We start from the raw sequence: 20,555 nt of genomic DNA, 5'->3' as shown, positions 1-20,555 counted from the left end.
GAATTCAGGACCGGCATGAGCGAAGACCAATCAGGCAGCGGAGCGCGCAGTTTCCGCCTGCATAACAATCAGATCCTGGCCCGTCCTCTCGAACCGGCGCTCTATCTGGTCGCCACCCCGATTGGCAATCTCGGCGACATCACGCTGAGGGCACTGGAAACGCTGGCTGGTGCCGATGTGCTCGCCTGCGAGGATACGCGCGTGACGCGCGTCCTGCTCGATCGCTATGGCATCCAGAACAAGCCCTACGCCTACCACGAGCACAACGCCGACGAGGCCGGGCCACGGCTTCTGCAGGCTTTGGAGGCCGGCCGATCTGTCGCGCTGGTCTCCGATGCCGGCACGCCGCTCGTCTCCGATCCTGGCTACCGCCTTGCGGTGCAGGCGATCGAAGCGGGACACAAGGTCGTGCCCATTCCCGGTGCCTCGGCCCCTCTGGCTGCTCTGGTCGGCTCCGGCCTGCCGAACGATGCCTTCTTCTTCGCCGGTTTCCTGCCTGCCAAGGATAAGGGCCGCCGCGACCGTCTGGCCGAACTGGCAGCGGTGCCGGCGACCCTCATCTTCTTTGAATCGCCGCATCGCATTGCCGCCACCCTTGCCGCCGCCGCCGATGTGCTTGGCGGTGAGCGCGCGGGCGCCGTCTGCCGCGAGCTGACGAAGACCTTCGAGGAATTCCGGCGCGGCACATTGTCCGAACTCGCGTCATTCTTTGACGCGGTCGACAATGTGAAGGGCGAGATCGTCTGGCTTGTGGGACCGCCAGCGGAAAGCGTTGCCGCGGAGGCCGATGTCGATGCCATCCTCGCCGATCTCTCAGGGACGATGCCGACAGCCAAGGCCGCGACCGAGGCTGCGCGCCTCACTGGCCTACCGCGAAAGGAGCTGTACCAGCGCCTGCTCGACATGAAGGAGCGCCATGGCTGATACGAAGCCCGGGTCCGGCGAGAAGCTGAAGCGACAACAAGCCTGGCGTCGCGGCCATGTGGCCGAATATCTCGCGGCTGCCTTCCTGATGCTCAAGGGCTATCGTATCCTGGCGATCCGCCACCGCACCAAGCTTGGCGAAATCGATATCGTCGCCCGCAAGGGCGATCTCGCAGTCTTCGTGGAGGTCAAATCGAGGCGAGGGGCGCAGGAGGCGATCGACGCCGTTTCCTTCTCGTCGCAAAATCGCATCCGTGCCGCGAGCGATCTCTGGCTTGCCCGACAGCCGGATTTTGCCCGCCTGTCGCAACGCTATGACATCGTCGCCATGCTGCCCGGCCGCTGGCCGCAGCATTTTCCGGATGCGTTTTGAACACGGCGTTACAGGACCGTCATAAAATCAGCCTATTGCCGGACCGATAAGCGTTTGCGACTTCCGCCGCGCTCACAATGCTATTTCGACAGGCTTCAATATGATCCGCAACATCGTTTCCGCATTCACCGTTCCCTCGCAGGAAGAGCGCGAGAGCTTTATTTCACTCGAAAGGACCGCGGTCGTTCACGCCGAGAAGCTTGCATCGCTCGCCTGCCTGAATGCGGTGCGCGTCGGCGGGGCGGATGCCAAGGTCGAGGTTCTCTCCTTCCCCTTTACCGTCGCAGCCTGGAATCTGGAGCGCTGCCTCTTTCCCGAGGAAAGCGCGGCCAAGCTGCGGGAAACCAGCGCGCCGCTCGTCCTATTGTCGGAGATGGATTATGGCATGGCCCGCACCGAGCAGCGCGACCCGACGGTCATCATAGCTGGCGAACTCAGCATGAATTACGCCTATGGTGTCGAATTCCTCGAACTCAGTCTCGGTTCGGAAATCGAACGCTCCTACTGCAAGGACGATTTCAATGAGAAGGGCTTTCACGGCAACGCCCTGATGGCCTCCATCGCCCTAAAGGATGCCTTCATGATCCGTCTGCCCGGCGAGGCCGTCTGGTTCAATGACAGCAACGAGCAGCCGCGCATTGGCGATCGTTGCGCTGTCGGCGCCATTGTTGAGACAGAAGCTGGTCCCATGATCGCCGTTTCCGTTCATCTCGAAAGTGTCGCAACCGCTGCCTATCGCGAGCGGCAGTTGGCGGCGTTGATCGATGAAGTCGAGGCCTTCGCACCCGGTCTGCCGATCTTGATCGGCGGCGATCTCAACACCGGCAATCACACCGGTGGCGATTATTCGACCGATACCCTATTCGCCATGGCCGAAGGCCGTGGTTTCGAATGCCATGGCGGACCGCTCGATCAGACAAGCACGCGCCCGAGCCTGATCACGCGCTTTCCCGATCGCACCATGAAGCTCGACTGGTTCATCACCCGCGGCTTGAAGATCGGCGAAAGCCACCTTGTTTCCTCCCTGAACGGAGAAGGCAAGCCGCTCTCCGACCACGATATGGTCGTCTGCACAATCGAGGGTTTTTCCGCCTGATCGCTGCAATCGTTAAAATGCGTGCGGTTTCATGAACCGTGCCATTACCGCTTCCATGCGATGAGATCGCAGACGCACATGGAATTTTGGGGGATTGCATGGTCTTGAAACTGATGTTGGCGAGCATGGCGGCCTTTGCCACCCGTGCCGCGCCGATCGTGCTCGCGATGCCGCAGTCGAAGAGCTTCGTGGCGGGCGCCAGCAACGAAATGGAAATGAAGCCATCGCCGATCGAACCCTCCTGGGTTTTGTCGGGTAATCCGGTCGCCCGTATCGCCGAGCACTCGCGGGGGCAGGACGATGCCGCAATGACGGCGCTGTGGGATTGCACCGCGGGCGAGTTCCGCTGGTATTTCGGCTGGGACGAAACGGTGATGATCCTTGAGGGCGAGGTGCATATCACCACGGAAGACGGCGTCGAGCGGACGCTCAGCGCCGGCGATGTCGCTTATTTTGCCGGTGGCACCTGGGCGACATGGCGCATCGATCGCTACCTGCGCAAGGTTGCCTTTCTGCGCAAGCCGTTCCCGAAGCCTCTGACCATGGCTTATCGCCTGCGCAACTTCGTCCGCCAGGGCGGTGCACAAGGCCTTGCTGCCTAAGCGGGCCACTTGAGGGAAGCCATTGAATAGCCGTTGCGTTTGCATGCAGGCCGACCTACATCTGTCCGCAAATCCGAACGAGGGCTGACTATGGCTGGTATCAAGAATGTTGCGGTCCAGATGGACCATGTGAAGAGCATCAACATTGCGGGTGACTCCACCTTCGCCATGAGCCTCGAGGCGCAGAACCGGGGCTACAAGCTCTTCCACTATACGCCGGAGCGGCTCAGCATGCGCGACGGCAAGATCTATGCCTCGGTCGAGCCGATGATCCTGCGCGACGTCAAGGGTGATCATTTCGAGCTCGGCGAGCCGGAGCGCATCGATCTTTCCACCATGGACGTGGTGCTGCTGCGCCAGGACCCGCCATTCGACATGGCCTATATCACCTCGACACATCTGCTCGAGCGCATCCATCCGAAGACGCTCGTCGTCAACGATCCGGCCTGGGTGCGCAATTCGCCGGAAAAGATCTTCGTCACCGAATTCGCCGATCTGATGCCGAAGACGCTCATCACCCGCGATCCGGCTGAAATCCGACGTTTCCGCGATGAAATGGGCGATATCATCCTGAAGCCGCTCTACGGCAATGGCGGCGCCGGCGTCTTCCACTCGACGCGTGACGACCGCAATCTCTCGTCGCTGCTGGAAATGTTCGGCCAGCTCTTCCGTGAGCCCTTCATTGCCCAGCAATACCTGCCTGACGTGCGCAAGGGCGACAAGCGCATCATCCTCGTCGATGGCGAAGCTGTGGGCGCGATCAACCGCGTGCCGGCAGAGCATGACGCCCGTTCCAACATGCATGTCGGCGGCCGCGCCGAAGCCACCGAACTAACAGCGCGCGAACAGGAAATCTGCAAGCGCATTGGACCGGCCCTGAAGGAACGCGGCTTCCTGCTCGTCGGCATCGACGTCATCGGCGACTATATGACCGAAATCAACGTGACGTCGCCGACCGGCATCCGCGAAGTCAAACGTTTCGGCGGCGCCGATATCGCCAGCCTGCTCTGGGACGCGATCGAGGCCAAGCGAGCCTGATCGGCAGTTCCCCGCCACGCTTTCGGCTGAACGATCTAGTCACCCCGCATGTCGTTGATTTCGATATGCGGGGTGAAATTTTTGTTCGTTTATTGTTCTTGTTTCATTCTTTGTCTTATGCCAGATTGCAACCCGAAGTTTGCTGATCGGGGCACGTAACGGCAAACGGGTTCGGCGACAGGGGATAGGGAATGGTAGCGCGCGTCAGTACGGTGGCATTTCAGGGCATTGAGGGCGTACCCGTCGAAGTGCAAGTGATGATCGCGCCGGGCAAGGTGCTGATGCATATCGTCGGTCTGCCGGACAAGGCTGTCGCGGAGAGCCGTGAGAGGGTTCAGGCAGCACTACATGCCTCTGGCCTTGCCTTGCCGCCGAAGAAAGTCACTGTCAATCTTGCACCGGCGGACCTGCCCAAAGAGGGCAGTCATTTCGATCTTGCCATCGCGCTTGGTCTGATGGCGGCGCTCGGCGCGATCCCAGCCGATGCCCTGTCCTCCTACACCGTCATCGGCGAACTCAATCTCGACGGCACGATCGCGCCCGTTGCCGGCGCTCTTCCCGCCGCGATCGCCGCCAATGCCATGGGCAAGGGGCTGATCTGCCCGGCCGAAAGCGGACCGGAAGCGGCCTGGGCCGGCAAGGAGATCGATATTCTGGCGCCGCGCAGCCTGATTGCGCTCGCCAATCATTTCCGCGGTACGCAGGTTCTCTCGCGGCCGGAGCCATCCGTTCGCGCCAATGCCGCCAATCTACCCGATCTTGCCGATATCAAGGGCCAGGAAAGCGCCAAGCGCGCGCTGGAAGTGGCGGCCGCCGGTGGCCATAATCTGCTTTTCGTCGGGCCTCCCGGCTCCGGCAAATCCATGCTCGCCTCGCGCCTGCCGTCGATCCTGCCGCCCTTGTCGACCAACGAGTTGCTGGAGGTGTCGATGATCCATTCGATCGCCGGCCAGCTTTCCGGCGGCAAGCTCTCGGACCGGCGGCCCTATCGCGCACCGCATCATTCCGCCACCATGGCGGCGCTCGTCGGTGGCGGCCTGCGCGCCAGGCCGGGCGAAGTCTCACTCGCCCATCACGGCATTCTGTTCCTCGATGAGCTGCCGGAGTTTTCGCCGCAGGCACTCGATGCGCTGCGCCAGCCACTGGAAACCGGCGAGTGCGTCATTGCCAGAGCAAACCACCGTGTCTCCTATCCGGCCGGCATCCAGCTTGTCGCGGCGATGAACCCCTGCCGCTGTGGCATGGCCGGCGAGCCGGGGCACACTTGCGCCCGAGGACCGCGTTGCGCTTCCGATTATCAGGGCCGCATTTCCGGCCCCTTGCTCGATCGTATCGACATCCGCATCGACGTGCCGGCAGTCTCCGCCGCCGACCTCATCCGGCCGACAGCCTCGGAAAGCAGCGCCGATGTCGCACTCCGCGTTGCACGCGCCCGCGAGCGGCAGCGGGAACGCTTCGAACGAGCCGGCATGAAGGATGTCAGCACCAATGCCCGCTGCTCGACGGCGATGATCGAGACCATCGCCGAGCCGGATGCCGCCGGCCTGCAATTGCTGCGCGATGCGGCCGAGAAGATGAAATTCTCCGCCCGCGGCTATCATCGCATTCTCAAGGTGGCGCGCACTCTCGCCGATCTCGACGACAAGCCGACCGTCGGGCGCATCCATCTCGCCGAAGCCATCTCCTATCGCATCGCCGGAGAGCGGCTGACCGCGCATGCCTGACAATGCGGGACTCTACAGCATCTGATCGTCTCCAGCCGGCCTAATGAAAAAAGGGGTGCCGAAACCCCCCTTTTTCCAAATCAAGATGGCGAATGGCTTTGTCAGCCACCGAGACCCTCGAAGAGCGCCGTCGAGAGATAGCGCTCGGCGAAGGACGGGATGACGACGACGATAGTCTTGCCTTCGTTTTCGGGACGCTGGCCGATCTTGATAGCCGCCGTAAGCGCCGCGCCGGAGGAAATGCCGACCGGCACGCCTTCGAGCTTGGCGACGAGCCGCGCCTGCTGGAACGCCTCGTCATTGCTGACGGTCACTACCTCGTCATAGACATGCGTATCGAGAACTTTTGGTGCGAAGCCGGCGCCGATGCCCTGGATCTTGTGTGGGCCGGGATTGCCGCCGGACAGAACTGGCGAATCCGCCGGCTCGACGGCGATGACCTTGATGTCGGGCTTGCGTGCTTTCAGCACCTGGCCGACGCCGGTGATCGTGCCGCCGGTGCCGATACCGGAAACGAAGATATCGACCTTGCCTTCGGTGTCGTTCCAGATTTCTTCGGCCGTCGTCTTACGATGGATTTCCGGATTGGCCGGATTTTCGAACTGCTGCGGAATAATCGCATCCGGCAGCGACGCGGCCAGCTCTTCGGCCTTGGCGATCGCGCCCTTCATGCCCTTCGGTCCCTCAGTCAGCACCAGCTCGGCGCCAAGCAGCGCCAGCATCTTGCGACGCTCGATCGACATGGTTTCCGGCATGGTGAGGATCAGCCTATAGCCCTTGGCGGCAGCGGCAAAGGCGAGCGCAATGCCCGTGTTGCCCGAGGTCGGCTCGATCAGCACCGACCGGCCGGGAGCGATCTTGCCCTGGGCTTCCAGGCTTTCGATCATGGCGACGCCGATACGGTCCTTCACGGAAGCGATCGGATTGAAGAACTCGAGCTTTGCCAAGATGTTGGCCTTGACGCCCTTCTCCTTCGCCAGCTTGTCGAGGCGCACGATCGGCGTATCGCCGATGGTCTCGGTGATCGAGGCATAGACGCGGCCGCGGCCGGGTTTGCGGGTGTCGGACATGGGTAGCTCTCCCTATATTGGAATTATGCAATGACAATAGGATCAAACGCCCGCGGAAACCAGAGTGCGCAGCCGTTCCTCGCGTAAAGCACGTGAGAAAAGAATCTCATAACGGTCTTACTTGAGGATGTTTTTTTCAGGCGGTGCGCATGGCGATGAAGGCAGCGGTCGCGGCGAGGATGCTGGCGGCGACCCGGTTCAGGATCTGCAGCGCCCTCGGCTTCTTGAGAAAGGTGCGCGCTCGCGACGCCAGCAGCATATAGGGCACCAGAACGATCAGCAGGACGATGAAAGTCGCCGTCACCAGCGTCGCATATTCGCGCAGCCCGATGCTGTCGATATCGATCAGGGTCGGCACCAGTGCGACGTAGAAAAGCATGGTCTTGGGGTTGCCGAGCGTGACAAGCAGGCCGGAGAGGAAGGACATGCCGGCGCTGTTCGATTTCTTCGCGGCGATATCGGCCGCAAGCAGGCCCGCCGTCCAGAGCTTCCAGGCGATATAGCCGAGATAAAGCGCACCGGCGATCTTGATGACGATGAAGACCTCGGTGAAAGTCTGCGCGACAAAGGCAAGCCCGAGGATGACGGCCGTCAGGTAGATCGTGTCGCCGAGCACAAGGCCGAGGCCCATGAAGAAGGTCTCGCGAAAGCCGGAGCCGAGGGCGCGCGCCACGATTGCCGTGATACCGGGACCTGGGATCGCAGCGGCGATGAAGAGGGCGCCGCAATAGGCAAACAAGGCCGCGAGCGTCATGGAATTCTCCTCCTGAGATGGTATTCGCTCTATCTCACCACCTTTGCGTTTTCAAGCGATTGCGCCGGTGCAGCGAACATATTACCAAGGCATTAACGCCGCGTCGCAACTGCTTTGCACAAGGATATCATGTCTTCCGCATTGCTCCTGATCGATCTTCAGAACTCCATCCTGACGGGCCTCGGCACGCCGGATCGTCAGCCCGTGATAGATGCCGCACTGGAGGGGGTTGTCACTAGGCTGGCGGCGCTGAAGCACAAGGCGCGTGCCGCCGGCATTCCCACCTTCATCGTCCAGCATGACGGCGGTCCCACCCATCGTTTGGCCAAGCGCAGCGAAGGCTGGCAGCTGCGCCGGGAAGTCGCGCCGGAAGCCGGCGATGCCGTCGTGCACAAGACGAGCTGCGATTCCTTCTTCGAGACGGATCTGGAGGCAAAGCTGCGAGCGCGCGGCGTCACTCATCTCATCGTCGGTGGTTGCATGACGCAGTTCTGCGTCGATACGACCGTGCGGCGCGCCGTCTCACTCGGTTTCGATGTCTCGCTGATCTCCGACGGACACACCACGGCGGATATGGGCAAACTGAGCTCAGAAGAGATTGTCACCCATCACAATATGCTGCTTGACGGTTTCGATGCCGGGCCGCATGAAATCAAGCTGGTTGCATCCACCGAAATCTCCTTCTGAAGCCCTTCCTGCCGGAGCCTCCATGCCGCATCTGACCAGCATGATCACCTTTGCCCTGATCGCTCTCGGCATGGTGCTGACACCCGGGCCGAACATGATCTATCTGGTGTCGCGCTCGATCTCGCAGGGACCTGCGGCAGGCCTGATCTCCCTTGGCGGTGTCGCCTGCGGCTTCCTCTTTTACATGCTCTCGGCCGCACTCGGCATTACCGCTTTCGTCTTTGCCGTGCCTTTTGCCTATGATGCGCTGAGGCTGGCGGGTGCCGCCTATCTTGGATGGCTCGCCTGGAATGCGCTGAAACCCGGTGGCCGTTCGGCCTTTCAGGTGCGCGAGCTGCCGAAGGATAGCGCGCGCCGGCTCTTCACGATGGGGCTGGTGACCAGCCTGCTCAATCCGAAAGTGGCGATCCTTTATTTGTCGCTGCTGCCGCAGTTCGTCGATCCTAGCGCCGGCAGCGTCTTCACCCAGTCGATCATTCTCGGCTTTGCACAGATCATCATCAGCGTGACATTCAATGCTATCTTCGCGCTGAGTGCCGGCTGGATCGCGATGTTCCTCACCCGCCGTCCGTCCTTCGCGCTGGTGCAGCGCTGGCTCATGGGCACTGTGCTTGCCGGGCTCGCTGTGCGCATGGCTTTTGAGGCTCAGCGCTAATGCGAGTTGTGACAACAGCAGTCACCGCCGGTCTTCTGATGTTAGCAACCTTCGCGCCGCCTACCTCGGCAGCGGAGAAGGACGTGCAGACGATCGTCTTCATGCGCCATGGCGAAAAGCCGGAAGCAGGTCTCGGCCAACTGAGCTGCCAAGGTCTCAACCGGTCTTTGGCTCTGCCCTCGGTGCTAAGCAAGCTCTTCGGCAAGCCTGCTGCGATCTTTGCGCCGGATCCGTCGAAGCGAAAGGACGATTCTGGCACTTCCTACGATTACATCCGGCCGCTCGCGACTATCGAACCGACGGCAATTGCCTTTGGAATGCCTGTCGATACCAGCTTCGGCTATAAGGATATCGATGATCTGAAAGCCGAGCTGAAGAAGCCTGCCTATGCCGGCAAGCTGATCTTCGTCGCCTGGGAGCATAAGCAGATCGTCGATCTCGCCCGCCAGCTGATGAGCGAGAATGGTGGCGATGAAAAAGCGGTGCCGAAATGGCATGGCAAGGATTTCGACAGCCTCTACGTGCTGCGGATCGGCGGAGGCAAGGCGGGATCGGCGGCAACATTCGAAAAGATGGCGGAAGGTCTCGACGATCGCTCCGAAGTCTGTCCGAATCCGGCTAAGTAAACCTAGAACACCGGCCGCATGAAGCTGCGTTCGTAGCTGAGGATGCAGCGCGTTTCCTCGCCATAGGCAAGAGCTGCCTGGCACTCCGCATCCTCGGGTATTTTCAGCCGATATTCCTCATAGGCAGCAAGGCTCGGGAAGCTGAAGAGCGCCAAGGCGATGTTGCTGGCGCCTTCATGCGGCATGAAATAGCCGTGATGCGTGCCGCCCATACGGTTGACCAGCGGAATCCAGAGCTTGGCGTAATGCTCGAACTGGGCAAGCTTATAGGGATCGATAACGTAGCGAAGATAGCAGGTGATCATTCGGCGGCTCCCTTGGAAACATGGTGGTTTCTATTCCAGGGCAGGGGGATCGTCCATCCCAGATTCATGCCGGCAGCAGCTGCGAGAATGATGACTGCGCCGAGGATCTGCGCCAGGCCAAGCACATGGCCGAAGGCGAAGCGATCGACCACGATGGCAGCGATTGGATAGACGAAGGAGAGCGCCCCGGTCAGATGCGTCGGCAGCTTCTGAATGGCGCCATAGAGCAGCACATACATCAACCCGGTATGGACCACGCCCATGGTGACGAGGATCGACCATCCCCCGGCATCCTGGGGGGCGGCCGAGAAATCGGTAAAGGGCGCTAACATGAGGATGCCAGTAGAGACCTGAATGAGCGCGATCAGGTGTGGCGGCGTACCTTTCAGCCATTTGGCGGCGATCGCCGCCAGCGCATAGAAGAAGGCCGCACCCAGCGAGAGCAGGATGCCGATCGCATAGCTTCCACCACTCGCTGCCCCCGCCGGCTTGCCTTCGACGATCACGGCCATGCCGGCAAAGGCGAGGCCTAACCAGAAGAGCTTGGTGAAAGTGATCCGTTCGCCCAGGAACAGAGCGCCGAGACCCAGCAGCATGAAGGGCTGCGTGTTGTAGATGGTCGTGGCGATGGAAATGGAGGCGTGGGAATAGGCCGCGAAAAGCAGCAGCCAGTTGAGCACGATGGCGATCCCGCCACCGACGGCGATGGAGAATGTCTTCAGATTGAGGATGCCGGGACGCAGCAGGCCCATGGTCCCGCAGATAACGAGCAGTGTCAGCGCCCCGAAGAAGCAGCGCCAGAAGACGACGCCAGTCACGGCTTGCCCGGATATCAGCACGAACCAGCCGATGGTGCCTGAAATCAGCATCGCCGCCGTCATTTCCACCGTGCCGCGCTTAATCTCGCTCATTGCCTTTGCTCCCGTCTATCTACGCCAATCATATTGCGGTATCGGAGCCGGTGATATAGGTTTAGTAAGGCAATAGAGCTCATATGCCTAAATAAATGAGGGTGAATGATGGGTGTTCCTAATGCAAGCCTGGGTCTGGATGAGATCGATCAGCGGATGCTGGAGTCGCTGGCGCGCAATGCCCGCATATCGCTGAAGGAACTGGCGGAAGCGGCCGGCCTGTCGTCGCCGAGTGCGGGGGAACGTCTGCGGCGCTTGGAGGAGCGCGGCATCATCTCGGCCTTCACCGTCGATATCGCGCCGGAGGCGATCGGCTATCCCCTGCAGGCGATCGTCCGCATCCGGCCTCTGCCTGGCCAGCTGCATGTCGTCGAGCGGATCATGCAGGAGACGCCCGAATTCATCGAATGCGACAAGGTCACCGGCGACGATTGTTTCATCGGGCGCCTGGTGGTGCGGTCGATGAGCGAGCTCGATGGGATATTGGACAAGATCACCGAGCGGGCCGAGACGAACACATCGATGATAAAGGCGACACCGGTCAAGCGCCGGCTGCCGCCGCTTTCGCGCTAGAGCAATCCTTGGGAAAGTGGGCAGCAGTTTTCCGTTGGGAATTGCAGAATCCAACAAGCTAGAGCCGCTTAACGGCTCTAGAATTCCGCCATGGGCGAAAGCATGAGCGGCCCGGCAATATCATGGGCCGCTTTACCGCGTGCCATTAGCGTCGTGTAACCTTCGTAGGGCTGCAGCGATACCGGGCAATCCAGCCGATCCGGTGAAAAGCAGATCTCGATGCGATCGGGTTCGATATCAAGCGCGGACAGGATGGTCGCCAGAGAGGGGATGGCCGTTGCCACGACATCGAGAAGCCAGAGAGTCGCGCCGTCGAACGTCCATGCGATGACCACGTCATCCCCCAATGCCGTCAGGCGGATCGCGGCGTTAAAGGAGGCATTCAGCAGAAACATCTCCGTCTGTCTGACAACGGCAAATTGGGCAGAGACCGGCTGCCGGTTTTGCAGCAGCGTCTTGATCAGGCGCAGATCATCGGGCGCTTCGAGCGACAGTTGCCGGGCAGTCGAGCAGGCATTTCCAAACTTCGGCATCTCCGCGACGAAGACATGTTGCGGTAGAGAGCGAAAGCCGTAACGCGCATAAAGCGCAGGCTTGTCGGTGAGCAGGAGATCGAGCTCGTAGCCCTCCGCCTGGGTGCGAGCAAAGGCACGCTGCATGAGGTCGCGATAGAGCCCGCGCCCACGCCATTCCGGCCGCACCGCGCCGGACTGATATCCCGCTGCCCTGACGGTACGGCCGTTGACGATCAGCGGCATGGAGAAGGCGGTGAAATTGGCGATGCAACGGCCATCGGCATCGAAATAGCCAAACGGCATGCTTGTGGGATCAGGGCCACCCAATCGATCCTGAATACCGACGTCGATGGAGAACGTATCTTCAAGCAGGTCGACAAGACCCTTCCACGCAGCTTGATCGCCGAAATAGTCCTGTCGTAAGGTCAGGCCATGCGTCTGGGCAATCTCCGACATCACACGCCGGTCGAGCCGAAACCGCCTGCGCCGCGCGTGGTTTCGCTGATCTCCGCAATCTCGGCGATACGCACCTGCATGACTGGCGCTATAACCATCTGCGCGATGCGCATGCCGCGGGTGATCTCGAACGGCTCCTCGCTAAGGTTGGCCAGTAGCACCTTCACTTCGCCGCGATAGTCGCTGTCAACTGTGCCGGGCGAGTTCAGGCAGGTAATCCCATGCCTGAAGGCAAGCCCTGAACGCGGGCGGATCTGCGCCTCGAAGCCTTCAGGAACTTCGAAGACAAAACCCGTTGGGACGAGAACCCGATTCCACGGTGCGATCGTCAGCGTCACACCATCATCGATGGCAGCGCGCAGGTCCATACCGGCCGCGCCCTTGGTTTCGTAGGCGGGTAGTTCCAGGCCCTCCCCATGCGGCAGGCGGACGAGGTTCAGGGTCGGAGTGATGTCGGTGTGAATGGTCATGCGGCAATAGTTTGCGTTTGAAAGCCGGAGGTCAATTGCATTTGGGGCTTTGAGTCGCTAGATACGGCCGCAATTCACAGGATTCACACGCATGGCTGAAAGTCTCGCCGAGGCGGTTTCCCGCCGCCGCACATTCGCTATTATCGCTCACCCGGACGCGGGTAAGACAACGCTCACCGAAAAACTGCTGCTGTTCGGCGGTGCCATTCAGCTCGCTGGTGAAGTCAAGGCGAAGAAGGATCGCATGCAGACGCGCTCCGACTGGATGAAGATCGAGCGCGAGCGCGGCATCTCGGTCGTGACATCAGTCATGACCTTCGAATATGAAGGCAACGTCTTCAACATTCTCGATACGCCCGGCCACGAAGACTTCGCCGACGATACCTACCGCACGCTGACGGCCGTCGACGCCGCGGTCATGGTCATCGACGCCGCCAAGGGTATCGAGCCACGAACGCTGAAGCTGTTCGAAGTCTGCCGCATGCGCGACATCCCGATCATCACCTTCATCAACAAGATGGACCGCGAAAGCCGCGATCCCTTCGAAATTCTCGATGAAGTCGAAGAGAAGCTGGCGCTGGATACGGCTCCGGTCACGTGGCCGATCGGTCGCTCCAAGACTTTCTGCGGCTCCTACCATCTGGCTGACAATACGGTGCGCGGTTCCGATACCGAGGTCGAGGCGACCAAGGTGAACGGCCCACAGGCGGTCGCCGACCGGCTGCCGGAAAACGAGCGCCAGGCCTTTATCGACGAGACGGAACTGGCGATCGAAGCCTGCCGTCCCTTCGACCGGGTCTCCTTCCTCGAAGGCCACATGACACCCGTCTTCTTCGGCTCGGCGCTGCGCAACTTCGGCGTTCGTGATCTCATCAATGCGCTCGGTGCATTCGCGCCGCCGCCGCGCGATCAGGTCGCCGATATCAGGACGGTGCACGCCACCGACGACAAGATGACGGCCTTTGTCTTCAAGATCCAGGCCAACATGGACCCGAACCATCGTGACCGTATCGCCTTTGCCCGCATCTGCTCCGGCAAGCTGGAACGCGGCATGAAGGCGCGGCTGTCGCGCACCGGCAAGCAGCTCGGTCTCACCGCGCCGCAATTCTTCTTCGCCTCGCAGCGCCAGCTCGCCGATACCGCCTATGCCGGCGATGTCGTCGGCATTCCGAACCACGGGACCCTGCGCATCGGCGATACGCTGACGGAAGGTGAATCGCTCGTCTTCCAGGGCGTGCCGAACTTCTCGCCGGAAATCCTGCGCCGTGTTCGTCTTGAAGATGCGATGAAGGCAAAGAAGCTCAAGGAAGCCTTGCAGCAGATGGCCGAAGAAGGCGTCGTGCAGCTCTTCTCGCCCGAAGATGGCTCACCCGCCATCGTCGGCGTCGTCGGCGCCTTGCAGCTCGATGTGCTGAAGGAGCGCCTGATGGCCGAATACGGCCTGCCGGTGTCGTTCGAAATGTCGCGCTTTTCGGTCTGCCGCTGGATCTCGGCCGACCAGTCCGCCGATCTCGAAAAGTTCGTCACCGCCCGTCGCGGCGACATCGCCCGCGATCTCGATGGCGATCCGGTCTTCCTCGCCCAGGACGGCTTCTCGCTGCGCTATGAAGCGGAACGTTACCCGGCTATCAAGATGGCCGCGATCAAGGAATATCACGCCGTCAAGGCGGCTTGATATCGAAGACGTTGCAGCCGCAGGCGACGAGCCTGTGGCTCACGGCGCTATTGTACTCATCAGCTCCGCGTAGCGCACCTCGGTGGCCTCATCCAGCGGAAACATGCATTCGACCCGCAGCTCCTGCGTCGTGATCATCTGCGCGGTGCCGACCGTCGTCACCAACGAGAAAAATCTCAGGACATGCCTGTCCTTCACGAAGGACAAAGGGATCAGCGGCGCATTCTCGATAGCCGGCGATGTCTGCCATTCGGCATTCACATCGGGGTAGGCGAGCAGACTGTCGATCAGCTCCTTCGTCCGTCCGTCGATGACACGGCCCACGGACTCGCGGAAGACGCGCCCCAAAAGGCTTTCTGCCGTCTTCTCCCAATCCGCAATGAAGGGCCGCATGCCCAAGGGGTCGAACATGAGATGCAGGAGATTGCGCGGTTTCGGGCGGGCATCCATGTCGGTGAACTGGCCGAAGAAGCGAAGCGTTGCATCATTAGTCATCAGCACATTCCAGTAGCGATCCATCACGATGGCCGGAAAAGGCTCGTGCTGGCGAAGCATGCGTTTCAGCGCATTGGTAATGCCCTGCATCTCCTGATCATCGAAGCTTCCTTCGGAATAGATCGGCGCATAGCCGGCGGCGAGCAGCAGCGTGTTGCGCTCGCGGAAGGGCACGTCCAGGGCATCGGCGAGTCGCAACACATTCTGGCGGCCGGGCGTGCTCCTGCCGCTTTCGATGAAGCTGATCTGGCGCTGCGAAATGCCGGTGTCGAGCGAAAGCTCGAGCTGGCTCTTGCCACGCGTGTCGCGCCATGCACGTAGCTGCGGTCCCAACTCGTTTGGCAATCTCAGTTCTGCGGGGAAAGAACTCATCCTGCAAAGCCTCGCTTCGTCCGTTTGGTATGGCGGGGCTGTATTCGACATCCCCGCCAGCCTCAGTTCTTATGAGAAGGCAACAGGTCCGACCGAACCGTACCAGTGGCGCACTTTCGTCGGATCTGCCTCATCCATGTAAAAGAAGTGCGTCATGACCGGCTTGACCACCGCCTGCGTGCGATCATTCGGGCTCATTGTGACGGTTCCTCGGAACACCTTGAGCGATCCGGCGTCCCAATATTCGGTGACATCATGCAATGCCGTGAAACCGGTGTCGATGAAGGCGCGCAAATTCCGGCGAATGGTTTCGCGTCCCTTCCAATCGGCAATGCCGAGATTGCATGTGGCGTCTTCCGCGAGACAATCAAAGCCTTCGCCGAAGGTCTTGTCGTCGATTTCGCGCCAGAAGGCGAGCAGCCATTGCGGGGCTTCCGTCTTGGTGAATGACATGGTCGTCATGGAATTCTCCTAAGCCTGCCTTTGGAATGATGTCGTGGCCATCGACGTCATCCCGGAAGGCTTTCTTTCGTTGAAGGGCTGAAAAGCTCTTCCTGCAAGAAGGTGGTCGTTAGATACCCCGAGACGGATGCCGTTCTCAATTACATGCGATGTAATGAAAGCATGGTCCATGAGCTCTCAAGTCGAGGTGATTGGTTCGGATGCGTTTCATTTTGGAATAGTGCCATCGCGATGTTCCATCCGATATAGCGCTATGCCATAGTGCCGCCCCGAGGTCCCCTCGATCAGAACGAGCAGCTTTCATGATGAAATTTCTTGCGGTTCTTGCTCTGGCCGTTGTCGGTCTGATGCCGGTCGCAGCCGAGGCGCGAATCATCACCGATGCGGCCGGACGCACGGTATCTGTGCCGGATAAGATCAACCGCATTCTGGTGGCCGGGCCGCCGGCAACAGCGCTGGTCTATGTGCTGGCGCCCGAAAAACTGGTGGGTTGGGTTCATGCCCCTGATGATGCCGCCAAGGCCTATCTGACGCCATCGGTGCGGTCGCTGCCGACAATCGGGCGCCTGACGGGCAAGGACGGCACGATCAGCACGCAGGCAGTCATCGATGCCAAGCCGGACATCATTCTCGATGCCGGCACGGTCGACCCGACCTACAAGGCGCTCGCCGACAAGGTGCAATCGGAAACGCACATTCCGTATATCCTTGTGGATGGCAGCTTTGCCCGCACGGCCGATACGCTTCGCGACGTCGGAGCACTGATCGGTGTCGAGGACCGTGCGAACAAGCTTGCCGACTATGCCGATTCAGCGATCAAGGATCTGAACGACAAGCTCGCGACGCTGCCGAACGATCCACGACCACGCGTCTATTATGGCCGTGGTGCCGATGGCCTCGAAACCGGGCTTTCCGGCTCGATCAATCTCGAGATCCTCGATGCCGTTGGCACGATGAATGTCGCCGCCGCTGCCGGCAAGGGTGGCCTCGCCAAGGTGACGCCGCAGCAGGTCGCCGGCTGGAACCCAGATATCATCATCGCCGAGAGCCCTGCCTTTGCCGCTTCGGTGAAGAGCGACCCGCAATGGGCCGGCATCAAGGCTGTCAAGGACGGCAAGATCTTCGTACCGCCGTCTCTGCCTTTCGGCTGGTTCGATTCCCCGCCCGGCGTCAACCGGCTGCTCGGCGTGCGCTGGATGGAGAAGTTGCTCTATCCGAAGCTCTTCCGCAGCGATTTTTCCGACGATGTGAAGGAATTCTACAAGCTGTTCTACCAAGTCGATCTGACCGACGATCAGCTGGCGGCATTGCTGAAGGGCATGAAGTAACCACTCTGATAAGGAAGGCGTTCATGGTCCGGGAGAACGAAATTCGCGAAAACGAGGTGGCTGTCGAGCCGCCCGCAGCCTCGGATGCCGGTCTTATCTTCATCGGGCGCATTTCGACGCCCTGGACATCGCGCATGGAAACGCCGCGTCAGGGTCGGCACGACGGCCCGATCTGCCGGATCGAGATCTTCGAGCCCTGGGTGGCAGCGTTGAAGGGCGTGGATGTTTTCGAGCGGCTGGAGGTTCTCTATTGGCTGGATCGGTCTCGCCGGGATCTCGTGCTGCAGAGCCCGGCTAGCAACGGCAAGGTACACGGCACTTTTTCGCTGCGCTCGCCAGTACGGCCGAACCCCATCGGCACCTCTATCGTCAAATTGGAAGCCGTCGAAGGTGCCGCGCTGCTGGTGCGTGGCCTCGATTGTCTTGATGGTACGCCGCTACTCGATCTGAAGCCGGATCGCACTCTGTTCAAACCGATCGCGCCGCCACAGCCCGGAGATTTCCAGACCGGCGACGGCGAGACGGTGCATTACTGCCAGAAGCGCGATGCTTAATTGTTTCACGCAATTCCTGACGGAAAACCGCTGCGCACTTATCCTGCAATTGCTTTAGTCGACTGCAACCATCACGTCAGACGCCTTGATCACGGCATAGGCTGAGGAGCCTACCGTCAGGCCCAACTCGTCGACAGCCTCGTTGGTGATCGAGGAGGTGACGATCGAGCCGTTGCCGATATCGATGCGGACATGCGCCGTCGTCGCGCCCTTGGTGATTTCAACGATCTTGCCCTTGAGGCGGTTTCTAGCACTGATTTTCATGGATGTTTCTCCCTTGTGACCGGCGCGACAATATCGTCGTCTCCGGCGACGGGCCATCGAAATCCTATTCGCCGCGCGGATAGCGCTGGTTTTCCTCCAGCACGTTGAGGTCCATATGGTTGCGCATGTAGCGCTCCGAAGCCTTTTGCAGCGGCTGATAATCCCAGGGGTAGTAGGCGCCGTTGCGAAGCGCCGTGTAGACGACCCATCGCCGTGCTTGGCTCTCGCGCACGGCAGCGTCGAAACTTGAAAGATCCCAGCGGGCCATGGCCTGCGCCGTCAGTCTCTCCAGCGTTTCCGTATAGGCCGGGTCGCCTGCCAGATTGGTCAGCTCCTTCGGGTCCGCGTCGATGTCGAAGAGCATGGGTGGATCCTTCTCGCAAAGGGTCAGCTTGTAATTGCCGTCGCGTAAGGCCACCAGCGGTGCTTCCGAGCCTTCCGCGGCATATTCCATCGGCACGGGACTGCGGCCTCCGGTTCCAAGAGCCAGCGGCGTCAAGTCCTCGCCATCGGTCCAGCGGTGCAGCGATGCGATGTCGATCCCGGCAAGGGCGGCAAGCGTCGGCGTCACGTCGAGCGTCGAAACTGGATGGTCGATCCGCTTCGGTTGCCAGCCGGGGGCTGCGATCATCAGCGGCACGCGGGCCGATCCTTCGAAGAAGTTCATCTTGAACCACAGGCCGCGCTCGCCGAGCATGTCGCCGTGGTCGGAGACGAAGAGGATGATCGTGTTGTCGGCCATGCGGCCGCGCTCGAGCGTGTCCAATATTTCGCCGATCTTTTCGTCGACATAGGAGATATTGGCGAAATAGCCGCGGCGTGCCCGGCGGATCTGTTCCGGCGTGATGTCGAAGGCGGTGTGGTCGCAGGCCTTCATCAGCCGCTGTGAATGCGAGTCCTGTTGCTCGAATGGAATTTCGCCGACTTCGGGATCGAGCGCCGGGCAATCTTCATAGAGATCCCAGAAGCGGCGGCGCGCGACATAGGGGTCGTGCGGATGCGTGAAGCTGACCGTCAGGCACCATGGCCTTTCGTCTTGGCGGCGAGAGAGGTCGTAGAGCTTGCGGGTCGCGTGATAAGCAACCTCGTCGTCATATTCCATCTGGTTGCTGATCTCGGCGACACCTGCCCCGGTCACGGAACCGAGATTGTGATACCACCAGTCAATGCGCTCGCCGGGCTTCGTATAGTCCGGCGTCCAGCCGAAATCGGCGGGGTAGATGTCCGTCGTCAGCCGCTCCTCGAAACCGTGCATCTGATCCGGACCGACGAAATGCATCTTGCCAGAGAGTGCTGTCTGGTAGCCGGCGGCGCGCAGATGGTGGGCGAACGTCGGAATGTCCGAGCAGAATTCGGCGGCATTGTCATAGACGCGCGTACGACTCGGCAGTTGACCGGACATGAAGGAGGCGCGTGCCGGCGCGCAGAGCGGGCTTGCCGTATAGCTATTGGCAAAGCGAACGGAGCGCTTCGCCAGGGCCTTCAGGACCGGCGCATGCAGGAACTCGGCCGGGCCGTCGGGGAAGAACGTCCCGTTGAACTGATCGACCATGAGGATAAGGATGTTTGGGCGGGACATGCAGATGTCTTTCTTGCGGGTCAGAGGCCGATGGCGGCTTTGACGGCCTCGAGGCCAGGCTTGCCGTCGATAGTGGTGACGCCGGAAAGCCAGGGCGTCAAGGCGTCCGGATGCGCCTTCAGCCAGGCAGTGCCCGCGTCCTTGGCGCTCTCGCCGCCGAGGATCGATCCCATCAGCGAATTCTCCATGCCGATGTCGAAGGTTAGGTTATGGAAGAGCTTGGCGGCGTTCGGGCATTGCGCCGACCAGCCGGTGCGCGCCAGCGTGTAGACCTCGGCGCCGCCGTAATTCGCGCCGAAATAGGCATCGCCACCGGAAAGATAGGCAATCTTGAAGCGCTCGTTCATCGGATGCGGCGCCCAGGCGAGGAAGACGATCGCCTGCTTGTCCTTCGATGCGCGCTCCACTTGCGACAGCATGGCCTGCTCGCTCGATTCCACCAGTTCCCAACCCTTCAGGCCGAAGTCGTTAGCGTCGATCATCTTCTGGATATTGGCATTCGCGGGCGCGCCCGGCTCGATGCCGTAGATCTTGCGGCCGAAATCGTCGCCATACTTCTGCAGGTCGGAAAAGTCTTTGATGCCCTTGTCGGCGACGTAGGTAGGGACGGCGAGCGTGAACTTCGCGCCCTGAAGGTTACGGTTTAGCACTTCGGCTGCCTTCGCCTTGTTGAGATCGTCGACGAAGGCCTTCTGCGCCGGCATCCAGTTGCCGAGGAAAACGTCGATCTCGCCTGTCTTCATCGCCTGGTAGCCGATGGGCACGGAGAGCGTCTTGATGTCGGGCTCGTAGCCGAGCGCGGTTAAGAGCACGCCGGTCACGCCGTTGGTCGAGGTGATATCGGTCCAGCCGGGGTCCGAAAGGTGGATCGTCTTGCAGCTGTCGCCATCAGCCCGGGCGATGCCGGCAAGGGAAAGGACGGAAAGAAGAGCGCCGGCGGCGAGCCGGCCCATTGCAGACATGCGCATGACGAAAGTTCCCTCTTGTTATTGGATTATTTTATTGAACATCACTAGAGTCGCCGCTGTGAAGCAGGCATTTTTCGAT

General features: G+C 60.8%; 24 protein-coding genes. 13 read left to right on the top strand and 11 right to left on the bottom strand.

From position 1 onward, the window contains the following. Nucleotides 1–15 precede the first annotated feature (15 nt). From rsmI to FBZ99_RS13600, 6 genes are all read left to right on the top strand, one after another. Nucleotides 16–924 carry a 16S rRNA (cytidine(1402)-2'-O)-methyltransferase gene (gene rsmI / locus FBZ99_RS13625; protein ID WP_145633613.1) on the top strand — a complete coding sequence of 303 codons (909 nt, stop codon included), beginning with the start codon at nucleotides 16–18 and terminating at the stop codon, nucleotides 922–924. Then, nucleotides 917–1,297 (top strand): YraN family protein, encoded by a 381-nt coding sequence (locus FBZ99_RS13620; protein ID WP_113351371.1) that lies wholly within the window; start codon nucleotides 917–919, stop codon nucleotides 1,295–1,297. Before rsmI ends, FBZ99_RS13620 begins: the two co-directional genes overlap by 8 nt. Nucleotides 1,298–1,397: 100 nt before the next feature. Continuing rightward, the gene (locus FBZ99_RS13615; RefSeq protein WP_145633610.1) at nucleotides 1,398–2,393 is read left to right on the top strand and encodes an endonuclease/exonuclease/phosphatase family protein; all 996 of its coding nucleotides are present in this window, start codon (nucleotides 1,398–1,400) and stop codon (nucleotides 2,391–2,393) included. A 98-nt stretch (nucleotides 2,394–2,491) separates the two neighbouring features. Next, complete coding sequence (locus FBZ99_RS13610; RefSeq protein ID WP_095433739.1) at nucleotides 2,492–2,995, top strand: cupin domain-containing protein; 504 nt, start codon at nucleotides 2,492–2,494, stop codon at nucleotides 2,993–2,995. A 90-nt stretch (nucleotides 2,996–3,085) separates the two neighbouring features. After that, nucleotides 3,086–4,033 carry a glutathione synthase gene (gene gshB, locus FBZ99_RS13605; protein WP_145633607.1) on the top strand — a complete coding sequence of 316 codons (948 nt, stop codon included), beginning with the start codon at nucleotides 3,086–3,088 and terminating at the stop codon, nucleotides 4,031–4,033. Between the two features lie 191 nt (nucleotides 4,034–4,224). Then, nucleotides 4,225–5,757 (top strand): YifB family Mg chelatase-like AAA ATPase, encoded by a 1,533-nt coding sequence (locus FBZ99_RS13600; RefSeq protein ID WP_069611083.1) that lies wholly within the window; start codon nucleotides 4,225–4,227, stop codon nucleotides 5,755–5,757. A 101-nt stretch (nucleotides 5,758–5,858) separates the two neighbouring features. Here FBZ99_RS13600 and cysK read toward each other — a convergent pair whose 3' ends face one another. Then, nucleotides 5,859–6,827 (bottom strand): cysteine synthase A, encoded by a 969-nt coding sequence (cysK, locus tag FBZ99_RS13595; protein WP_145322177.1) that lies wholly within the window; start codon nucleotides 6,825–6,827, stop codon nucleotides 5,859–5,861. A 136-nt stretch (nucleotides 6,828–6,963) separates the two neighbouring features. Beyond that, on the bottom strand, nucleotides 6,964–7,581 hold the full coding sequence (locus tag FBZ99_RS13590; protein ID WP_145633602.1) for a LysE family translocator: 618 nt from the start codon (nucleotides 7,579–7,581) through the stop codon (nucleotides 6,964–6,966). Between the two features lie 129 nt (nucleotides 7,582–7,710). Here FBZ99_RS13590 and FBZ99_RS13585 point away from each other — a divergent pair, with 129 nt between their 5' ends. From FBZ99_RS13585 to FBZ99_RS13575, 3 genes are read left to right on the top strand one after another with little or no spacing between them, the layout of a single operon-like run. Further along, nucleotides 7,711–8,268: a cysteine hydrolase family protein gene (locus tag FBZ99_RS13585; protein ID WP_113351366.1), complete on the top strand. Its 558-nt coding sequence runs from the start codon at nucleotides 7,711–7,713 to the stop codon at nucleotides 8,266–8,268. Between the two features lie 22 nt (nucleotides 8,269–8,290). After that, nucleotides 8,291–8,923, top strand: coding sequence for a LysE family translocator (locus FBZ99_RS13580; RefSeq protein ID WP_113329929.1), 633 nt, complete (start codon nucleotides 8,291–8,293; stop codon nucleotides 8,921–8,923). Further along, a complete protein-coding gene (locus FBZ99_RS13575) occupies nucleotides 8,923–9,549 on the top strand; it encodes a hypothetical protein (RefSeq protein ID WP_113351365.1) in 627 nt (208 codons plus the stop codon). The genes FBZ99_RS13580 and FBZ99_RS13575 overlap by 1 nt, the downstream gene beginning before the upstream one ends. A gap of 2 nt (nucleotides 9,550–9,551) precedes the next feature. On the opposite strand, the gene FBZ99_RS13570 is transcribed toward FBZ99_RS13575, so the two are convergent. Both FBZ99_RS13570 and FBZ99_RS13565 read right to left on the bottom strand, forming a co-directional pair. Then, entirely contained in the window at nucleotides 9,552–9,854 is a 303-nt protein-coding gene (locus tag FBZ99_RS13570; protein ID WP_113329931.1) for an NIPSNAP family protein, read from the bottom strand. Beyond that, nucleotides 9,851–10,765, bottom strand: a complete 915-nt coding sequence (locus FBZ99_RS13565; RefSeq protein ID WP_113351364.1) for a DMT family transporter — start codon at nucleotides 10,763–10,765, stop codon at nucleotides 9,851–9,853. Before FBZ99_RS13565 ends, FBZ99_RS13570 begins: the two co-directional genes overlap by 4 nt. 108 nt (nucleotides 10,766–10,873) lie before the next feature. Here FBZ99_RS13565 and FBZ99_RS13560 point away from each other — a divergent pair, with 108 nt between their 5' ends. Then, entirely contained in the window at nucleotides 10,874–11,338 is a 465-nt protein-coding gene (locus FBZ99_RS13560; protein ID WP_145633929.1) for an Lrp/AsnC family transcriptional regulator, read from the top strand. 77 nt (nucleotides 11,339–11,415) lie between these two features. Here the strand turns inward: FBZ99_RS13560 and FBZ99_RS13555 are convergent, their stop codons facing one another. Continuing rightward, complete coding sequence (locus tag FBZ99_RS13555; RefSeq protein ID WP_145633599.1) at nucleotides 11,416–12,309, bottom strand: GNAT family N-acetyltransferase; 894 nt, start codon at nucleotides 12,307–12,309, stop codon at nucleotides 11,416–11,418. Then, entirely contained in the window at nucleotides 12,309–12,779 is a 471-nt protein-coding gene (gene dut, locus FBZ99_RS13550; protein WP_145633596.1) for a dUTP diphosphatase, read from the bottom strand. The genes FBZ99_RS13555 and dut overlap by 1 nt, the downstream gene beginning before the upstream one ends. A 91-nt stretch (nucleotides 12,780–12,870) precedes the next feature. Between dut and FBZ99_RS13545 the strand changes: the two genes are divergently transcribed. Continuing rightward, complete coding sequence (locus FBZ99_RS13545; RefSeq protein WP_113329936.1) at nucleotides 12,871–14,454, top strand: peptide chain release factor 3; 1,584 nt, start codon at nucleotides 12,871–12,873, stop codon at nucleotides 14,452–14,454. Between the two features lie 39 nt (nucleotides 14,455–14,493). Here FBZ99_RS13545 and FBZ99_RS13540 read toward each other — a convergent pair whose 3' ends face one another. Both FBZ99_RS13540 and FBZ99_RS13535 read right to left on the bottom strand, forming a co-directional pair. Then, nucleotides 14,494–15,321, bottom strand: coding sequence for a helix-turn-helix domain-containing protein (locus FBZ99_RS13540; RefSeq protein ID WP_145633593.1), 828 nt, complete (start codon nucleotides 15,319–15,321; stop codon nucleotides 14,494–14,496). 69 nt (nucleotides 15,322–15,390) lie between these two features. Next, entirely contained in the window at nucleotides 15,391–15,783 is a 393-nt protein-coding gene (locus FBZ99_RS13535) for a nuclear transport factor 2 family protein (protein ID WP_113421023.1), read from the bottom strand. 302 nt (nucleotides 15,784–16,085) lie between these two features. On the opposite strand from FBZ99_RS13535, the gene FBZ99_RS13530 reads away from it, so the two are divergent. Together FBZ99_RS13530 and tsaA are read left to right on the top strand one after the other, a co-directional pair. After that, a complete protein-coding gene (locus FBZ99_RS13530; protein ID WP_113329939.1) occupies nucleotides 16,086–17,111 on the top strand; it encodes an iron ABC transporter substrate-binding protein in 1,026 nt (341 codons plus the stop codon). A 23-nt stretch (nucleotides 17,112–17,134) separates the two neighbouring features. Continuing rightward, the gene (gene tsaA, locus FBZ99_RS13525; protein WP_145633590.1) at nucleotides 17,135–17,665 is read left to right on the top strand and encodes a tRNA (N6-threonylcarbamoyladenosine(37)-N6)-methyltransferase TrmO; all 531 of its coding nucleotides are present in this window, start codon (nucleotides 17,135–17,137) and stop codon (nucleotides 17,663–17,665) included. 54 nt (nucleotides 17,666–17,719) lie between these two features. On the opposite strand, the gene FBZ99_RS13520 is transcribed toward tsaA, so the two are convergent. From FBZ99_RS13520 to FBZ99_RS13510, 3 genes are all read right to left on the bottom strand, one after another. After that, a complete protein-coding gene (locus tag FBZ99_RS13520; RefSeq protein WP_145633587.1) occupies nucleotides 17,720–17,929 on the bottom strand; it encodes a TOBE domain-containing protein in 210 nt (69 codons plus the stop codon). A 64-nt stretch (nucleotides 17,930–17,993) separates the two neighbouring features. After that, the gene (gene betC, locus FBZ99_RS13515) at nucleotides 17,994–19,508 is read right to left on the bottom strand and encodes a choline-sulfatase (protein WP_145633584.1); all 1,515 of its coding nucleotides are present in this window, start codon (nucleotides 19,506–19,508) and stop codon (nucleotides 17,994–17,996) included. A gap of 20 nt (nucleotides 19,509–19,528) precedes the next feature. After that, nucleotides 19,529–20,476: a choline ABC transporter substrate-binding protein gene (locus tag FBZ99_RS13510; RefSeq protein WP_246661103.1), complete on the bottom strand. Its 948-nt coding sequence runs from the start codon at nucleotides 20,474–20,476 to the stop codon at nucleotides 19,529–19,531. Nucleotides 20,477–20,555 lie beyond the last annotated feature (79 nt).

This window comes from Rhizobium sp. ERR 1071, from assembly GCF_007828675.1.
Classification (GTDB): Bacteria; Pseudomonadota; Alphaproteobacteria; order Rhizobiales; family Rhizobiaceae; genus Rhizobium; species Rhizobium dioscoreae.
This window is presented reverse-complemented; position numbering and strand designations above follow the sequence as displayed.

Excerpts from the sequence above, each read along its gene's own strand:
- FBZ99_RS13615 (WP_145633610.1), top strand. The coding sequence starts at position 1,398 with ATGATCCGCAACATCGTTTCCGCATTCACCGTTCCCTCGCAGGAAGAG.
- FBZ99_RS13540 (WP_145633593.1), bottom strand. The coding sequence starts at position 15,321 with ATGAGTTCTTTCCCCGCAGAACTGAGATTGCCAAACGAGTTGGGACCG.
- rsmI (WP_145633613.1), top strand. The coding sequence starts at position 16 with ATGAGCGAAGACCAATCAGGCAGCGGAGCGCGCAGTTTCCGCCTGCAT.
- FBZ99_RS13580 (WP_113329929.1), top strand. The coding sequence starts at position 8,291 with ATGCCGCATCTGACCAGCATGATCACCTTTGCCCTGATCGCTCTCGGC.
- FBZ99_RS13570 (WP_113329931.1), bottom strand. The coding sequence starts at position 9,854 with ATGATCACCTGCTATCTTCGCTACGTTATCGATCCCTATAAGCTTGCC.
- FBZ99_RS13610 (WP_095433739.1), top strand. The coding sequence starts at position 2,492 with ATGGTCTTGAAACTGATGTTGGCGAGCATGGCGGCCTTTGCCACCCGT.
- dut (WP_145633596.1), bottom strand. The coding sequence starts at position 12,779 with ATGACCATTCACACCGACATCACTCCGACCCTGAACCTCGTCCGCCTG.
- FBZ99_RS13585 (WP_113351366.1), top strand. The coding sequence starts at position 7,711 with ATGTCTTCCGCATTGCTCCTGATCGATCTTCAGAACTCCATCCTGACG.
- FBZ99_RS13560 (WP_145633929.1), top strand. The coding sequence starts at position 10,874 with ATGGGTGTTCCTAATGCAAGCCTGGGTCTGGATGAGATCGATCAGCGG.
- tsaA (WP_145633590.1), top strand. The coding sequence starts at position 17,135 with ATGGTCCGGGAGAACGAAATTCGCGAAAACGAGGTGGCTGTCGAGCCG.
- FBZ99_RS13555 (WP_145633599.1), bottom strand. The coding sequence starts at position 12,309 with ATGTCGGAGATTGCCCAGACGCATGGCCTGACCTTACGACAGGACTAT.
- FBZ99_RS13530 (WP_113329939.1), top strand. The coding sequence starts at position 16,086 with ATGATGAAATTTCTTGCGGTTCTTGCTCTGGCCGTTGTCGGTCTGATG.
- FBZ99_RS13535 (WP_113421023.1), bottom strand. The coding sequence starts at position 15,783 with ATGACGACCATGTCATTCACCAAGACGGAAGCCCCGCAATGGCTGCTC.
- FBZ99_RS13600 (WP_069611083.1), top strand. The coding sequence starts at position 4,225 with ATGGTAGCGCGCGTCAGTACGGTGGCATTTCAGGGCATTGAGGGCGTA.
- FBZ99_RS13620 (WP_113351371.1), top strand. The coding sequence starts at position 917 with ATGGCTGATACGAAGCCCGGGTCCGGCGAGAAGCTGAAGCGACAACAA.
- FBZ99_RS13565 (WP_113351364.1), bottom strand. The coding sequence starts at position 10,765 with ATGAGCGAGATTAAGCGCGGCACGGTGGAAATGACGGCGGCGATGCTG.
- cysK (WP_145322177.1), bottom strand. The coding sequence starts at position 6,827 with ATGTCCGACACCCGCAAACCCGGCCGCGGCCGCGTCTATGCCTCGATC.
- FBZ99_RS13590 (WP_145633602.1), bottom strand. The coding sequence starts at position 7,581 with ATGACGCTCGCGGCCTTGTTTGCCTATTGCGGCGCCCTCTTCATCGCC.
- gshB (WP_145633607.1), top strand. The coding sequence starts at position 3,086 with ATGGCTGGTATCAAGAATGTTGCGGTCCAGATGGACCATGTGAAGAGC.
- FBZ99_RS13520 (WP_145633587.1), bottom strand. The coding sequence starts at position 17,929 with ATGAAAATCAGTGCTAGAAACCGCCTCAAGGGCAAGATCGTTGAAATC.
- FBZ99_RS13545 (WP_113329936.1), top strand. The coding sequence starts at position 12,871 with ATGGCTGAAAGTCTCGCCGAGGCGGTTTCCCGCCGCCGCACATTCGCT.
- FBZ99_RS13510 (WP_246661103.1), bottom strand. The coding sequence starts at position 20,476 with ATGCGCATGTCTGCAATGGGCCGGCTCGCCGCCGGCGCTCTTCTTTCC.
- betC (WP_145633584.1), bottom strand. The coding sequence starts at position 19,508 with ATGTCCCGCCCAAACATCCTTATCCTCATGGTCGATCAGTTCAACGGG.
- FBZ99_RS13575 (WP_113351365.1), top strand. The coding sequence starts at position 8,923 with ATGCGAGTTGTGACAACAGCAGTCACCGCCGGTCTTCTGATGTTAGCA.